Genomic DNA, 16,763 nt, shown 5'->3' with positions numbered 1-16,763 from the left:
TTGAATATGTCCCGATGAGTCCTTCTGTATCAATAAATCCCCAAACCAAAAAATCACCACTCCCAACATCTCAAAACCCTATGCTGAAAGAAGGTTTTGAGGTTTTCAAACAGGTATTTTGGTCTGTAATTTTATTGTTTTTTGGGATGCTAAAAATGCTTTACCTTTACTTGGTCAATAATTGAACGATTTGCTTCGTGTTTTACATTTATTTATAGCAATCAACCTGTTGATTTCTTCGACGGGGGTTGTGTTTTTTGAGCACCTGTGTCAGAAAAAAGGTAGGTTGGTCAGTATTTTTGGGAGGCCCGACAGCTGTTGCAAAAAGAAATCAAGCAAAATCAAGGCGTGTTTTGGAGAGACCAAAACAGGCTGCAATCAGAAAATATCGAATAATAAACCAACAGGAGAATCTTCCATTTCTCGCAAACCTTGTTGTTCAGATAATCATAAATACTGTAAAATTTCAGTAGAGTCCCAACTTGCCGGCAAAAAAGTACAACCCCATGGCAAGTTTGTGCTCGATTTGGGCGCACCTTCGGTTGGTGAAATTTTGAGTGCTGCTTTCAATTATAAAGCAACGGTCAATCCATGGTTGACCCATACTGATCCACCGCTGATGAGGAGCATTTTGCTGATGACACAGACCTTTCGTTGTTAGGGAGTACCAATTGTTTCCAACTTCTAAAAAGAATTGACTTATAAGTAAATGAGCGCAATTCATTTTAACAGGTCAACTATTTCAGAGGCCGTTTATTTTCAAAAAAATTTCCAAATTTCAAATTGATAAAATTTAAATTATTATGAAATACATTTATACAATTTTATTTTTCTGCTTGTTTATTTCATGGGCAGATGCTCAAAACAACATGGTGGTGGCGACATTTAAGCACAAAGCCAACAGCGAGGATCTGATACTCAACAAAACTGTTTTTCCCATTTGGAATGGTAAAAAAGTGATCTTGTCCCGCGCTGAATTTTATATTTCAGAAATTGAATTCAAAAAGGAGGATGACGCTGCAATGCCATTGCCGGATACCTATATTTTGGTGAATGCAGGTAAGCCCGGTGTAGAATATAAATTGGGAGAATATCCGATGCAGGCTGCTAAAAAAATGATTCTTCATTTTGGAGTTCCGGCTTCTGTGAACCATTTGGATCCTGCCACTTATTTCAGTGGACATCCATTGGCATTTCAGGATCCTTCCATGCATTGGGGATGGACTTCAGGATACAGATTCATTGCTTTGGAAGGCATGATTGACAACGACAATGACGGGATTCCTGAAACTGTTTTCGAAATTCACAGTCTCGGAGATGCGCTGTACACTAAAGCAGAGGTAGAAGGATATTTGAGTGCCAAAGATGGAAATTTGCATGTGGATATGACTTTAGATTATGCTCAGCTTTTTAAGGACATTGCCATGAAGGGCAATCTGATTCAGCACGGCAGCAGCAGCTTGAATGCAAAGGTTTTATCCAATGCTGCACTTGCCAAATTTATTCAGCTGCCTCAATCTGTTTCAACCAAAGATGTAGTCGAAAATTCGTCTCTGATCAGCTGTCTTCCAAATCCTGCACAGGATCATCTGAATGTTTTTTATACTTTGCCCGGCGAACAAACTATGAATCTGCTGCTAAGCAATTCTCTTGGTGTGGCGGTAATGAATATGAATAATTTACCGGCAAAGGGAAATGTATCCTTGAGTACCGAACGGCTTGCAGAGGGTGTTTATTTTATTTCATTTTTTGAAAAAGGAAGACTGGTAGCAAGAAATAAAATTTTGATATCAAAGTAGAGATTTTAATCAATAACTGAGGGATGAGAATCCCCGTTAACGGAAGCAGAAATGCTTAGAATATCAATATTATTTTTGGTGGTTTTTGTATTGACAAACTGTCATCAGGACAAATTTGTAGTGGACGATGAAGGTGGTTTTTTATTAAAAATTCCGGTTGGGTTTCCTGCTCCTAAAATTCCTCAGGATAATATTCTAACCAAGGAAAGGATTCGGTTGGGTAAGCTGCTTTTTTACGATCCTGTTTTGTCAAAGGACAGTACCAAAAGTTGCGCCTCCTGCCATCTTGCTGCAAATTCATTCTCGGATACGGTTGCCTTCAGTGTAGGAATCGAAAACAGATTGGGAACCAGAAATTCGCCAAGCCTTGCCAATGTGGTCTATCAGGATAAATTGCTCAGGGAAGGATCGGTCCCGAGTCTTGAGATGCAAATTGCGGTGCCAATACAGGAACACAACGAATTTGATTTTAACATCGTAAGAATTGCAGAGCGATTGAATAATAATCAAATGTACGTTGATCTATCGATGGAGACGTATGGCCGTAAGCCGGATCCGTTTGTGATCACCAGATCCATTGCAGCATTTGAGCGAACCCTTCTCAGTGGTAATTCATTATTTGATCAATGGTATTTTCAGAAATTGCCGGAAGCTTATCGACCGGAAGTGGCGCGCGGATTTTTACTTTTTCAAAGCGACCGATTAAATTGCATTCAATGTCACAACGGTTTTCTGTTTACCAATCAAAGCTATCAGAACAATGGATTGTATATAAATTATCCGGACAGCGGGCGGATGCGTTTTACACAGCTGGAACAAGACAGAGCAATGTTTAAAGTGCCTTCTTTGCGCAATGTTGGATTAACAGCACCATACATGCACGATGGTAGTTTGAAAAGTCTGGACCAGGTGATCGACCATTATGCATCCGGAGGGAAGCCACATGTAAATAAAAATTCTTTACTAAAATCATTCGTGTTAAGTCCTGAGGAACGAAAAGATCTATTGGCTTTTTTAAACAGCCTGACTGATTTTACTTTTATTTCAAATCCTGAATTCAGGTATTAGTAAATTGTATTTTATGAAAAACTATTCCGTATTAATACTTATAACTTTTGCTCTGGTCTTTTTTATGACCTGCAATTCTGATGAAGTGGTGCAACTGGACACCACTCCTTACGAAATAAATTACGCTGGTTTTCCAAATCCAGATTTGCCTGCAGACAATCCTTTGACCAAGGCAGGAGTTCAATTGGGAAGAATGCTTTTTTATGAAAAGGCATTGTCCAAAAATGGTACACAAGCCTGTGCAGATTGCCATCGTCAGTCGGATTCATTTTCCGATTCACTAAAATTCAGTATTGGCGTAGAGAAGTTGCCCGGAAAAAGACAGGCGATGCCCATATTTAATCTTGCCTGGCATTACAACGGGATGTTTTGGGATGGTCGCTCTCCATCTGTTCGTGATCAGGCTCTGAAACCCATACAGGATCCTTTGGAGATGAATGAATCTCTGCAGAATGTGGTGCAAAAATTGAGTAAAGATAAAAAGTACACCAACCAGTTCATTCGGGCTTTCGGAGACGAGGTGATTACTCCCGAAAGGATAGGCCTGGCTATTGAGCAATTTGAGTTTACCATCATTTCCAACAATTCAAAGTATGATCGTTGGAAGCGTGGAGAAATTCAGTTGACGGCAGAAGAGGAGAGAGGTAGAGTTTTATTTTTTCAGAATTTAATCCCGGCAGTTCAGTGAAAGGAGCAGAGTGTTTTCATTGTCATGGCAATCATAATTTTACCAATGATGAGTTTATGAACAATGGTCTTGACACCGAATCAGGAATTGCAGATGAGGGTAGAATGAAAGTAACAGGCGCATTGGCCGATAAAGGAAAATTTAAAGTGCCTTCGCTCAGAAATATTGCACAATCTTTTCCATACATGCATGATGGCAGATTTAAAACTTTGGAAGAAGTCATTGACCATTACAACACCGGAGTAAAGCCATCCAACTCAGTCGATATTTTACTTCAGTACAATCTACAGCCGGGCGGGTTAAAATTAAACGCAACAGACAAAGCAGATCTGGTGGCATTTTTGAAAACCCTGACCGATGAAACCTATCTTAAAAACGAAGCCTTTAAAAAATCCTTTTTAGAAATTGAGCCAAGGAGGAAAGGAGCTAATGAGGAAATGGGCTAATGAGTTAATTAGCTAATGTTTGACTGAAAGTTCTCTGAAAAAACTGACCTTCAGTAAAATGGAATAAGTCCCTTTGAGTCCCCCTCTCTTTTAAGAGAGGGGTTGGGGGTGAGTTGAATGTCCCGCTGAGCCTTCCCAAAACTCTTCTATCATTGAATCCCCCTTCTCTTTTAAGAGAAGGGTTGGGGATGAGTTGAGTGCGTTCCGCTGAGCCATTTTATTTTCAATCCACTTTAATTTTATTTTCATACCAACCAAAAGTTCCTCCACAGAGATAAAAGGAGTTGAGAAATCCTGATGACTTTAGTATTTCAGCAGCTGAAGCAGATCTGCCTCCTCCTTTCCCACAAATAGTTACGAGGGTATTTTTGGTGGACCATTCTGTCAGGTGATTTTCGAGTTCAGTCAGTGGAATATTGATGGAGCCGGGAATATGTTTTTCGGTGAATTCTTCCGGATTTCTTACATCCAGGAGGATTATATTTTTAGGGGATTGATGGATAAGGGCTTTCACTTCAGAAAGTGTCAGACAATCTTTTTTATTTTCCATTGGGCAATAATTTTAGTTTCATCCAATCCCATATTTTTGTTGGATCGCTTGGTTTGCATTGCATTCTAAATTGAATGATAAGGGATGAAATAAAAGTGAGGAATCCGATAAATAAAATAGCAGAATTTATACTGTACCAATCCGCAAGGATGCCTGTGAGTATGGCGCCTATCGCATAACCCAGATCTCTCCAAAGTCTGAAAATTCCGATGCTTTTGGCCCGATCCTGAGGATGCGTATTTTCTGCGACGGTGGCCAGAAAAGTAGGATACACCATGGCAGTTCCCCAACCCAAAATAGCAGAGAGGGTAATGAAGTGGCTCATGGTCTCGGCCCATACCAAAACTATCAATGCCACTGCTTGCAGAAGCATCCCAACATACAGCATGTCCTTCTTGCAAAATTTATCCGCCATTCTGCCGGTAAATAATTGACCGATGCCCCACACGGCCGGATATATAGCGGTGACAATTCCAATTTCTGCAATCGAGAATCCCTTGGTGGCAAGAAGGATTGGGAATATACCCCAGGCCATTCCATCATTGAGGTTGTTGATCAATCCGGCCTGCGTGACAGATCCTAAATTTTTGTCCTTCCAGGTGGTGTCCCAAAAAATATGTTGAAGCCGTGGGATGGAGTTGTTAATCGTCTCCTGAGCAACATGGTGGCGGGTGTCCTTTATCAAAAATAAGCTTCCCAGCAAACCGAAAATAACCAACACAATTCCTGTGTAAAATGGATAGGGTCTTATTCCATATTCACTCGCAATCCAACCGGTTAAAAAAGCTACCAAAGCCACCGCAATGTATCCCGCAAATTCATTCAGGCCCATGGCGAATCCTCTTTGCTTTTCTCCCACCAGATCAATTTTCATCACGACCGTGCTGGACCAGGTGAGACCCTGGTTGATGCCCAGTAATACATTGGCTGCAATGATCCACGACCATGATGGCGCGAACATTAAAATAAATGGAATCGGAAGTCCAATAATCCAACCGGCCACCAATAATTTTTTTCTTCCAAACCTGTTCGCTAAAGTGCCGGTGTAATAATTGGTAATCGCCTTAACAATGCCAAAGACGATGATAAATGAAAGGATGGCTGTTTTGGCCGCAATGTGGAATTCTATCTCTGCAATACGAGGCAATATGCTTCGCTCCATACCCACCATTCCACCAACAAAGGCATTGATGAGTACCAGTAAAGAAAATTGTTTCCAGTTTTCTTTTAATCCTAATTGAATCGATTGGCTTGCCATTATTTTTATCTGTAACCCCTGTGGTCTTATTGTTTGTGACAATTGATCCAGGTTTTACAAATGCAAATTTCAGGAGGACTCAAACCAAATCCTTTTACATATGATAAGTAATTGCGGAAGAGAGAAATTTAACAAGGAAATAAGATTGCATAGTTGTACCCTCGAAGAATGGAAGCTTCTTAAAATAACCGGTGCCTAGTCAGCAATTGGTTACTTCTGACCTCTGATGCGGCTAAGGCTCACCTGAGTGATACCAAGGTATGAGGCGATGTGTTTTAGGGGTACTCGTTTCAACAAATCCGGTGCTTCTTCCAGCAAAGCCTTATATCTTTCCTCGGCAGTGTGGAACTGAATTCCTTCTATTCGATTGACCGTATCGACATGACCGGCTTCAAAGATTTTTCGGAACAAACGTTCAATTCCAGGGTAGTTGTCATAAAGATTGAACAATTTAACTGCATCAATGGCGATGATTTCGGAATCCTCAAGGACCTGTATGGCTTTGCGACTCGGATTTCCGGTAAAAAGACTTTCTACTCTGGCAATGATGTCGTTTTCAAAAGAAAAACTTTCTGTGATGTCCGTTCCGTCTTTATAATAATAAATACGAGCCATTCCTTTATGAATAAAATAAATCGTTTTGCAGGTATGGCCAATTGCCTGCAGCTCCTTGTTTTTTGTCAAATGAACTATTCCACATATGCCGGCAATTACTTTTTTTTCCTCCGTGGAAAGTCGGTGGTACTTTTCAAAATATTGGAACATTGAATCAAGTTGACTGATATCCTCCATCTCTTACGAATTCATGAATGTTTTTGAAAGCTCCATTGCGCTAATATAGTTAGGAACCCATAATGCTTGTTTAAAAGAGAAGATTAATGCATCAGATTCAGTGAAAGTCAGCCTATTTTTCTTTGATTTATTTGGATGAAATTTTTTATTCACTCAGTTCAGAAAATTCTCCTGTCTAATTTAATAATTTGTCCTAATTTCGTATGCTCCTGAATTGATCAACAATAACACTAAACAAAATGACTGATGACAAAATAATTCTATCGATCGATGTGTTGCTGGACGAAAGATACAATGGCGAAAAATCTTATGGCGGTATCAGTGCCCTTAGAACCATTTATGAATCTGAGGTGGACGAATTTATTACTTATGCAGATAATGAGCTGGATTGCAGAAAAGCCCTGGAGATGTTGAAGGCAATATTGTTGTTGCAGATGGATCTGGAACATCGGCAGGTGAAGGAATGGATTATAGATAATTTTGCATTGCACAAAAAGGTATTTTCATTTTCTTTGGAATATCTGGATTATTCAGACGAAGATAACTTTCATCCCTGGTTAAGGAAATCCAATATTTATATTGAACGGAAGTCTGTAGAGCATGTCATACTTTTTGACGAGATATACGCCATGCTTTATTTTGGACAATACCATTTGCCTAATCAATACAGAACAAAAGATGAGCCGGGTGATTATTATTACGAGGCACCTGATCCCAATGAGCCCACTGTTTTTGAAACCATAAAAACTTTACTGGGCATCAATGAGAAATCGTAAAAATTTATGGCAGTAAATAATCAGCGAGTAATATAAATTTTGTTGACAATAGGAAAAAAGAAAATTGGTGGAACATAGAATTTTATTTTCATTATATCGCGATAAATTTCAAAACAGGATCTTCTTATTGTCTTAATTTCGAAATATGGAAAGATATGAATCAGAGCCAATAAGACTCTATGATTTAATGAATGAGTTTGCAGTGCATTGTCCCAAATGTCAAGGTAGGGCGATAGTTTCTGTGGGGCAAGTCTTTGATTTTAAAAATGCAATGTTGAAATGTACTGCTTGTCATTTTTCCGAAGCAGGCAAAGACCGCATGCGCTATATAGTTTCAAGCAAGGCAAAATGTCGTCATTGTCTGGAATGGCTGGTTATGGACATTGCTGAGCGAAAAAGTATTCCCAAATATGTGAACGTTACTTGCGGAAATTGTAATACGCTCAATCGCATCAGTGAAAACTGGGAGTCCTATCAATTAAAATACAATCCTTCCGGAATCCTAGACCCTGCTTTTGGTTTGCCGCTGTGGTATTCTGGAAGTGTGAAGGGTGAAATTATTTGGGCTTATAACCAAAAACATTTACTGGAAATTGAAAACTACGTCAGGGCAACCTTAAGAGAACGCACGACGGATAGATTTAAAATGACCATGGTGGAAAAACTTCCTGATTTTATAAAGTCTGCAAAGAACAGGGATGAAGTTCTGAAGGCCCTGGATAGAATGAAGAACAAGCTCTAACATTTTTTAATTACGCAGGAATCTCTTAGTTGCAAATTTTTTTTTTTATAAATTATTTTTCAAGTTGATGGGTTATTTATTTTAACCAGGAAATCAATCAGAAATTTGGGGAGAAACCAGTTTTATGTGACCTCGATATTAACTAAAGTTGTACTAAATTTCATTCTATTGTTATCGTACTTTTTTGTCTTAATACAAAAAAGAACCAAAAAAAATCAAGGCTGTTTGGATGTTTAATTTCTACTTAATCCCCATAAAATTTACCTGACTCGAAGTATGTCGCCCAAGTTTATTGCATTTTATCGAGCAATTTCGAAAGGATGTTTTTCAGTGCTGATTCTTTGTGTTTAGCTTCCTCTAAATTTTTAAATGTGGCTAATCGTCTGCCATCTTTATAATCTCCTTCGAGCAATCCCGATTCATCTTCTATTTGCCCACCTCTGAGAAATACCAATCTTATGCAATCTTGTTTGTTGAAAACAAACCCGACAAGGTATCTTTTGTATTCTTTTGGTTCAAAGGGCTCCATTTTGCCTGTATAGTAAAAAGTCGGCGCGTTCCAATAAATTCCTTCGCCAATACTTACATCGGTACTCAAAATAACTTTTCTTAAATACTGAACCACATCTGCCAAAGGATGATTTAGATGATTCATAAATTCATCTACCTTTTCCGGTTCAGAAATTCCAAGAGCCAGGTTATTGTGTTTTTTTGGCATAGGTGAATAGGATTACAAATTCGCTGAGGAGGTAAGATTTATGCTCGAGATTACGATTAACCAACCGATATAACAGATAACTAAAATTCTGTTTGCATAGCCGGCAAGTGCTATTACTCCTTCCGGTACAACTTTGGGTGGTTCAATATTTGGGCCCATGGGAATTCCGGATTTTTTGAATCCCGTCATCATTACGATCATGGATATAGCCATTAACACTAAACTCATCCATGTAGCATGCGCAGACCATAGAATGAAGGATTGGGAAGAAGTGCCATATCCCAGGTTTAGTAAGTTGTAGCTTACCAGTATAGCACCCACAGGTAGTGTGGGCACACCCATTAGAAAAGAGAATCCATGCAGTTTATGTTTCACATCAAATAATCCACCCATGAATGCGCCAATACCCGAAATAAAAATCAATATTAGTCCTGTATAGGCAAGTTTTGAAGTAACAAAATTCCAAAGATGAATACTTGTTAAAATAGAACCTATGCTCCATAAAATAAAAAATGAGGTGAGCAGCCATTTATGTTTTCCAAGTGCATATTCACTTACCATTCGCCAACTTGGTTTAAACTCTGCACTTACAATATGTAAAATGGCTAAACAGATCAGGGAAAGACTACAACTTCCCAGGATCAATTTTGCTAATAAAGATAAATGTTCCATCTTTTTAAATTTTATTTATTTCAACTTGGTTTCTAATGGTTCAAAGCAAGCAGTGTTGTTTATTCTCTGAATTTTGCTAATGAATATATACAGAATTTGTGGTAGAATATCCTTATTCCTGCAGAAGATTGCAGCTTAAAATTTATAATGGTATTCCAAATTCACCACAAATCCTCTGGTCAATCCATCCGGTCTTGTCTCTCTAACTACAAATGGTATTCCGGCATTGAGTTGCAGAGCGTGTTTACGATTAAGATTAAAATCAAAATAGACGTTACCGTTTAAGGTTAATCCCTGAGAGCCTTCTATATCTCTTTCTATGTTTTGAAGATCAGTATACTTATCGTTTGCTATATGATAAATAGGCAACAGGCTTGGTGTTAGCATAAACTTTTGTCCAAGTTTAATCGGGTAAGAGACCCTCAATAAAATATCCCCACTTCGTTTATAATTATTGGTGGATTGAAATTTTCTCAACTTTGAATTTTGTGGATAGTTTTCTGCTGTAAAAGAATTTTTATTTTGCGTTAGGGGTTGTTGAAATCCTGCAACGATTTGAATTTTTTTTATTTCATAGCCAATTCCCAATACGATATCCAAAGTACCTAAACTGGATTGATAGTCCATTGGAAGTGGGAGATTGTCTTTTTCTGTATTTCCATTTGCAAGTGGAATTTTAATCCCAGCCGATAGTTTAAAATTTTTGTTTGCCTTGTAGTCGCCATTGAGATAGATGTCAGAAAGACCAAAAGTTGAAATTTCATTACCACTTTGCGACAATGAGGTAATTTTTGCATGAACGACAAACTTGTCCTTCATCTGTCTGGAGTACTCAAGGTAATTGCCAAGAATAGAGATAGACTGATCCGCACCACCAAATGTTAAGCCAAATTTTATTTGGTTGTTAAATTCAGAAATGTTTGCAGCGTTGTTCGGTTGAAAACTGTTTATCGTACAGAATCCCGCATCACTGCATCCTTGTCCATAAGCTATGCAGTTCACTAAAATCAATAAGCTGGTAATCAATAACTTTAAACTTGTTTGTTTCATCTTTAATAATATTTTTCGCGTAAAAGTGTACCTAATTTTTTTGGTCGGAATTAAAGCCAAAATCTAGGGATAAAAATAGTAAATTGAAGGAGAATTCAACGACTATTTTAATCTATTCCTTTTGCTGTTATGGGATTTACTTTTTGGCGACCGTTAGAAAAAAAGTAGTGCTATCGATAGGAAAGTTTAAAGTTATTCCAACCAATGCATTTTGAGATTAGGGTATAGAATTTTACCCTTTTTGTCCCTTTAATAATGCAAGGACTGTATGATGTAAGAGCTAAATTTTCCTGAATTAATTTTGTGCTAGAAAATATGGAAGCAAATGGAATGCAGCAATGAATTAATATTAGGATCTCCAAATGCAGAAAATCTATATGTTTCTACTGATGTAGCAATTCAATTTTAAATCCAGCTTCTTGTACTTTTTTCATTACTTCTGCTTCCGTAATTCCATCTGATTCTACAGACAGAATTTTGTCTTTATTATTTGTATCTACCTCCCAATGGGAGATACCCTCAGCATCATTGAGGAAAGGAGTTACTTTTGCAATACACCCACTGCAGTTAATGTTGGTTTTAAACTGTAAGTTTATATGATCCTGATTCATTGTATTTCTATTAATATGGGGGTAACAAAATTTAATAATCTTGGTTCAGTTTGAAGGATTGATTTATTATGGAATGGCCAATAATTATAATTACATCTTTTTCCATTTTAGACGCAGACTGTTGCTGACTACACTGACGCTGCTTAATGCCATTGCTGCGCCCGCAATCATCGGATTAAGTAAAAATCCATTAACGGGGTAAAGAATACCGGCTGCAATAGGAATACCTATTAAGTTATAAATAAAGGCCCAAAAAAGATTTTGTTTAATGGTAGCAACAGTTGCTTTTGACAAAAGGATGGCTTCGGATATTTTTTTTAAATCCGAAGAAATGATGGTAATTTTTGCTACGTCCATTGCGATATCGCTGCCCTTACCCATTGCAATGCTTACATTCGATTGTGCCAAAGCAGCACTGTCGTTGATACCATCGCCCACCATCGCAACCACCTTCCCTTTAAGTTGAAGTTGTTTTGCAAATTCTGCTTTTTGATCAGGTAGAATTTCAGCTTTGTAATGCAGAATGCCTACCTTTTCTGCTACTGCTTTTGCAGTTGCTTCGTTATCGCCGGTAAGCATAAATATTTCGATGCCTTGGTTTTGTAATTCATTAATTGCATCTTTAGAAGTAGGTTTAATTTCGTCAGCAATAGCCAATATAGCCAATACTTTGGTTCTGTCCGCAAACCAAATAACCGTTTTTGCCTCTTGCCCCCACCGTTCAGCCAATTCAGAAATATTATCCTCAATGGAAATATTTTTTTCAAGGATTAATTTTTTATTTCCGATGATGTACGTTTCTTCTTCCAGGGTTGCGATTACACCTTTGCCGGTAAGACTTTCAAAATGGATAATAGGCAATGGCGTATAGCTGTTCAAGAAAATCACGACGGCATCTGCCAGCGGATGTTCGGAATGTTTTTCAATGCTGAATAATATTTGTTTCAAATGTACATCGTCAACAGTCCAAAACTCATTGGACACTTTTGGCTTACCTTCTGTTATCGTTCCTGTTTTATCGAGAAGAATTGCATTTACTTTTTCTGCTTGCTCCAGACTTTCTGCATCTTTTATCAAAATTCCTTTTTCTGCTCCTTTACCAACACCGACAATAATGGCTGTAGGTGTTGCCAATCCTAAAGCACAGGGACAAGCAATGACCAATACAGTGACCAGGGCCAATAATCCCTGGGTGAAACCATTTTCACCACCAAAGATATTCCAGACGATGAATGCCGCAATGGCAATAAGGATTACAACCGGTACAAAAATGCCGGCAATTTTATCTACCAATTTTTGCACAGGCGCTTTACTTCCTTGGGCATCTTGCACCAATTTAATAATTTGTGAAAGCAAGGTATCTGCGCCTACTTTTTCTGCTTTAAATTGAAAACTACCTTTTTGATTGATGGTGCCGGCAAAAACTTTTTCCTGTTCTTTTTTCAAAACAGGCAAAGGCTCTCCGCTCAACATGCTCTCATCTACGTAGGAATTGCCGGTTAAAACTGTTCCGTCCACTGCAATTTTTTCACCAGGTTTCACCAAAATAATATCCCCGATCTGAACCTGGTCAATAGGGATTTCCATTTGCTGACCATCTGCCTGAATCACAGATACCGATTTAGCTTGTAAACCGATCAATTTCTTGATGGCGGATGATGTATTTCCTTTGGCTTTTTCCTCTAAAAGCTTACCCAATAATATAAAAGCAATAACCACTGCTGCTGCTTCGAAGTAAACATGGGCATGTAAACCTTGTGCGTGCCAGAAATAAGGAAACAAAGTATTGAAAACACTAAAAAGGTAAGCTACTCCGGTGCTTAAGGCAACCAGGGTATCCATATTGGTAGACCTGTTCCTGGCTTGTTTCCATGCATTTTTAAAAAAATCACTTCCTAACCACAAAACTACCGGCGTACTGAGCGCCCACATGATTTCATTGGCATAAGGCATTTCCATAAAGAACATGCCGATGACGACCAATGGGGCAGAGAGTAACAGAGCCAGGTATGCTTTCCTTTTGAGGAGTGCATATTTTTCCTTATGCAAATTTTCAAGCGTGTCCGTTTCGTTTTTATTTTCCTCTATCCATAAATCATAGCCAGCCTCCTGTACAGCTTTTTTAAGGTCTTTAGGCTCTGTTACACCTGGAATATACTCCACGTCCACGGTAGCTGTAGCATAATTTACTGCAGCTTTCAGAACGCCTTGATGTGATTTCAAGATGCTTTCCACACTCACAGCACAGGAAGCACAACTCATTTCCAGAACCGGGAAAGTTTTTTTAAGGGTGGTGACCCCATACCCCAATCCTGTGATCACATGGACCGCCTCCAAAATAACTTCTGCATGGTTTGGCTGGATAACTGCTCGCTGGTTGTTCAGCTCTACTCTATGTCCTGAAAGGCCAGGCAGTTTGCTTAAGCCTTTATCTACAATCATGGCACAATGTTCACTTCCTACACCTTCCAGAGGCAGAAAGACTTCTTTATATGTTGTGGCCATATTATTTGGATTTAATTATTCTACAAAGGAAACAACATTAGCTATTTCCTTTAATTTGAAATTAGCTGGTATTTGACATCTTTACACATCGGTTGTCTTCATTCGTTTGTTTTTCGAGATACTTTTAAAACAGTTGGATTTAAATAATTTTACTTTTTATTTGGATGTTCTACATACAACACCTGAATAGTAGATTTGTTATAGAAATAATCTATACTAATCCGAAAATTCAATTTTTCATTGACCATTCCGTATAATAGACAATGGCTCCATATCGATTCCTTTTGCTTAAGTAAGTCAGTTTGGATGATGGTTTAATTTTTGTTAAAGTTTTTAATTCAAATAGTTCGAAATACAGAATTGTGATTCGTCTAAATGCAGAATTCAATTACTGAAAAATGATCCATTGATTTTGGTATGTTTGCAGAAAGTGGATTCAAGTAAGTAAAGATATCCACATGCTATTATCATAAAATAATGGCGTTAAAATTAATAGTGGAGAAAAAGAATAACTCCCCATTTGTGAAATCGTAATTTATAGTTTGCTCTATTTATTGCGATGAGGTTTAATATTTGAAAATCTTAAACAATACCAGCACAAGCAATTCAACTTAAGTCTGGATGAAGTTCCTGGAACAATCTACCCCATTTTTATGTTTTAATGATCTGGTTATCATTATGATGGATGTCAGAAATAGAATTGATAGATGTCATTTTGAAAATTATTTGTTTTAAGAGATCTTTGTATTATGCGGTTTATTTCAGTAATTATTTTTATTTCCATTTCCTTTTCTTCTTGTTTCCATAAAATTCAAAAAGTAAAGCCTACTGTAGAATCGATCTCTGAGTCTATCTATGCATCCGGAGTAGTGAAGAGTAAAAATCAGTATCAGGCATTCGCCACAGTCAGTGGTGTAATAAATGGCATATTTGTTTCAGAAGGGGATACCGTAAAAAAAGGGTCACCAATTTTAGCTATCTCCAGTGAAATTCAACGGTTGAATAAGGAAAATGCGGCACTCAATGCTTCTTTTACGGATTTTCAAGCCAACCAGGGTAAATTAAATGAGGCAAAAATGTTGATCGACTTTTCATTCAACAAAATGAAAAATGATTCCCTTATTTACTTTAGGCAAAAATCTCTTTGGCAGCAAGAGATTGGGTCAAAGGCCGAATTGGAACAAAAGGAACTGGCGTATCAGAATTCAATGACTACCTACCATTCTTCCATTTTAAGATACAAGGATCTTAAGCGTCAGCTAAGTTTTACTTCATCTCAGGCCAAGAAAAATCTTCAGATATCGAGTAGTCTTAAGAATGAATTCATCCTGCGGAGTGAAATTGATGGCGTGGTATACAGTATAAATAAAAATATAGGTGAGGTCGTTGGACCTCAGACAGCCATATGTGTAATTGGTGATGCACACAGTTTTATCCTGGAAATGCAGGTGGATGAATACGATATTATTAAAATGCGAAAAGATTTGCGCGTTCAAATAAGCCTGGATAGTTATAAAGGAGAGGTTTATGAAGCCAGGGTGACAAAAATTTACCCCATAATGAATGAACGCAGCAAGACATTTTTAGTGGAGGCTGAATTTATTCATGGTCCTGAATTATTGTATCCTAATATCTCTTTTGAAGCAAACATTGTGCTTGCAACAAAAGTGAATGCAATTCTGATTCCAAGAAATTATCTGGTTAACGATTCATTAGTTATTAAAAGCAACGGCGATAGAGTAGTGGTAAAAGTAGGTTTAAAAGATTATCAAAAAGCTGAAATATTATCAGGGGTCACCCCAGAAGATGAATTAATTGAACCGCAACAATGAAATATAAGCTTATAGCCAGAATTTCCCTTTCATTGTTGATGGCAAGATGGAGACAAACTTTGGTTGCCGCAATTGGCGTTACCTTCAGCATTACCATGTTTATTGGTTTGCTCAGTTTTATGTCTGGATTGAACGGATTGTTGGATGGATTAATCCTGAATAGAACACCGCATATACTTTTATTTAATGAGATCAAGCCATCGGCGCTGCAGCCGATAGACAGGTCACTTTCCTTTAATGAATTTCATAATTTTATCCGTTCCATTAAGCCAAGAAATCAACGATTGGAAATACACAGTAGCGGAGCCATCTTAGCTGCCTTGCATAAAGATGAAAGAGTACTGGGTGTTGCTCCCAAAATTACTGCGCAGGTTTTTTATAATGTGGGTTCGGTTGATCTAACAGGTGTCATTAATGGTATTGAAGTAGAAGAAGAAAATAAACTATTTTTATTTAAAGATTATGTAGTGGCTGGAAATTTTATGGATTTAAAGAACATACCTAACAGTATTATTTTAGGAAAAGGTGTGGCAGAAAAAATGTTGGTTCAAATAGGAGATATTGTTCAGGTGACCACTTCAAAAGGAGAACAGGTAAAGTTAAAAGTGGTTGGTAATTTTCAATCAGGGATTCGTGAATTTGATAACATCCAAAGTTATTGTTCGCTGAAGACTACACAGAAATTACTTGGGGAGTCTTCAAATTTTATCACGGATATTCAGATAAAAGTAAAGGACATTTTAACCGCTCCGGCCATTGCAAAGGAGTATGAAAAATTATTTGAATTAGACGCCATTGATATTCAAACAGCAAATGCGCAGTTTGAAACAGGGAGCTTTATTAGAACCTTAATTTCTTATGCTGTAGGCATTACCTTGCTGATAGTAGCTGGTTTTGGTATTTTTAATATACTGAACATGATGATTTATGAGAAGATGGATTCCATAGCAATTTTAAAAGCAACCGGATTCTCCGGCAAGGATGTAAATCTGATCTTCACCGCCATCGCTTCTTCAATTGGAATCGTAGGAGGATTGTTTGGGTTGTTACTTGGATTAGGGTTGTCTGCACTCATTGATTTAATACCCTTTAATACAGCATCTTTGCCTGCAGTGAAAACATATCCTATTGATTATGACCCTAAATTTTATATCATAGGTGCAGTGTTTTCCCTTCTAACCACCTATTTTGCTGGTTACTTCCCTTCGCGAAAAGCCAGCAGAATAGATCCGGTAATTATCATTAGAGGTAAATAG

Annotated in this window: 15 protein-coding genes and 1 pseudogene; 8 read left to right on the top strand and 8 right to left on the bottom strand. The window is 37.8% G+C overall.

The features are described from left to right. Positions 1–190: 190 nt before the first annotated feature. The 4 genes and pseudogenes from IPJ83_16500 to IPJ83_16485 all read left to right on the top strand — a co-directional run bounded on the left by IPJ83_16500 (position 191) and on the right by IPJ83_16485 (position 4,001). Positions 191–661, top strand: a complete 471-nt coding sequence (locus tag IPJ83_16500) for a hypothetical protein (protein MBK7882134.1) — start codon at positions 191–193, stop codon at positions 659–661. Between the two features lie 142 nt (positions 662–803). After that, positions 804–1,799 carry a T9SS type A sorting domain-containing protein gene (locus IPJ83_16495; protein ID MBK7882133.1) on the top strand — a complete coding sequence of 332 codons (996 nt, stop codon included), beginning with the start codon at positions 804–806 and terminating at the stop codon, positions 1,797–1,799. A 51-nt stretch (positions 1,800–1,850) separates the two neighbouring features. Next, a complete protein-coding gene (locus IPJ83_16490) occupies positions 1,851–2,867 on the top strand; it encodes a c-type cytochrome (GenBank protein MBK7882132.1) in 1,017 nt (338 codons plus the stop codon). Positions 2,868–2,880: 13 nt separating this feature from the next. Further along, positions 2,881–4,001 (top strand): annotated as a pseudogene (locus IPJ83_16485) (cytochrome-c peroxidase). Positions 4,002–4,224: 223 nt separating this feature from the next. Here IPJ83_16485 and IPJ83_16480 read toward each other — a convergent pair. The 3 genes from IPJ83_16480 to IPJ83_16470 form a co-directional block, all read right to left on the bottom strand. Continuing rightward, a complete protein-coding gene (locus IPJ83_16480) occupies positions 4,225–4,551 on the bottom strand; it encodes a rhodanese-like domain-containing protein (GenBank protein ID MBK7882131.1) in 327 nt (108 codons plus the stop codon). Further along, positions 4,541–5,809, bottom strand: coding sequence for an MFS transporter (locus tag IPJ83_16475; protein MBK7882130.1), 1,269 nt, complete (start codon positions 5,807–5,809; stop codon positions 4,541–4,543). Before IPJ83_16475 ends, IPJ83_16480 begins: the two co-directional genes overlap by 11 nt. 210 nt (positions 5,810–6,019) lie before the next feature. Beyond that, complete coding sequence (locus IPJ83_16470; GenBank protein MBK7882129.1) at positions 6,020–6,601, bottom strand: Crp/Fnr family transcriptional regulator; 582 nt, start codon at positions 6,599–6,601, stop codon at positions 6,020–6,022. Positions 6,602–6,840: 239 nt separating this feature from the next. Here IPJ83_16470 and IPJ83_16465 point away from each other — a divergent pair, with 239 nt between their 5' ends. Beyond that, a complete protein-coding gene (locus IPJ83_16465; GenBank protein ID MBK7882128.1) occupies positions 6,841–7,377 on the top strand; it encodes a hypothetical protein in 537 nt (178 codons plus the stop codon). Between the two features lie 145 nt (positions 7,378–7,522). Beyond that, positions 7,523–8,119, top strand: coding sequence for a hypothetical protein (locus tag IPJ83_16460; GenBank protein MBK7882127.1), 597 nt, complete (start codon positions 7,523–7,525; stop codon positions 8,117–8,119). Positions 8,120–8,408: 289 nt separating this feature from the next. Here the strand turns inward: IPJ83_16460 and IPJ83_16455 are convergent, their stop codons facing one another. From IPJ83_16455 to IPJ83_16435, 5 genes are all read right to left on the bottom strand, one after another. Continuing rightward, entirely contained in the window at positions 8,409–8,837 is a 429-nt protein-coding gene (locus IPJ83_16455) for a DUF1801 domain-containing protein (GenBank protein MBK7882126.1), read from the bottom strand. 12 nt (positions 8,838–8,849) lie between these two features. After that, positions 8,850–9,509 carry a DUF998 domain-containing protein gene (locus IPJ83_16450; GenBank protein ID MBK7882125.1) on the bottom strand — a complete coding sequence of 220 codons (660 nt, stop codon included), beginning with the start codon at positions 9,507–9,509 and terminating at the stop codon, positions 8,850–8,852. 135 nt (positions 9,510–9,644) lie between these two features. Further along, positions 9,645–10,559, bottom strand: coding sequence for a hypothetical protein (locus IPJ83_16445; GenBank protein MBK7882124.1), 915 nt, complete (start codon positions 10,557–10,559; stop codon positions 9,645–9,647). A gap of 383 nt (positions 10,560–10,942) precedes the next feature. Further along, positions 10,943–11,170: a heavy-metal-associated domain-containing protein gene (locus tag IPJ83_16440; GenBank protein ID MBK7882123.1), complete on the bottom strand. Its 228-nt coding sequence runs from the start codon at positions 11,168–11,170 to the stop codon at positions 10,943–10,945. A 90-nt stretch (positions 11,171–11,260) separates the two neighbouring features. Then, on the bottom strand, positions 11,261–13,675 hold the full coding sequence (locus IPJ83_16435) for a copper-translocating P-type ATPase (GenBank protein ID MBK7882122.1): 2,415 nt from the start codon (positions 13,673–13,675) through the stop codon (positions 11,261–11,263). 749 nt (positions 13,676–14,424) lie between these two features. Between IPJ83_16435 and IPJ83_16430 the strand changes: the two genes are divergently transcribed. Both IPJ83_16430 and IPJ83_16425 read left to right on the top strand, forming a co-directional pair. Next, positions 14,425–15,507 carry an efflux RND transporter periplasmic adaptor subunit gene (locus IPJ83_16430; protein ID MBK7882121.1) on the top strand — a complete coding sequence of 361 codons (1,083 nt, stop codon included), beginning with the start codon at positions 14,425–14,427 and terminating at the stop codon, positions 15,505–15,507. Continuing rightward, the gene (locus IPJ83_16425; protein MBK7882120.1) at positions 15,504–16,763 is read left to right on the top strand and encodes an ABC transporter permease; all 1,260 of its coding nucleotides are present in this window, start codon (positions 15,504–15,506) and stop codon (positions 16,761–16,763) included. The genes IPJ83_16430 and IPJ83_16425 overlap by 4 nt, the downstream gene beginning before the upstream one ends.

Source organism: Candidatus Vicinibacter proximus (assembly GCA_016713905.1).
Lineage (GTDB): Bacteria > Bacteroidota > Bacteroidia > Chitinophagales > Saprospiraceae > Vicinibacter > Vicinibacter proximus.
This window is presented reverse-complemented; position numbering and strand designations above follow the sequence as displayed.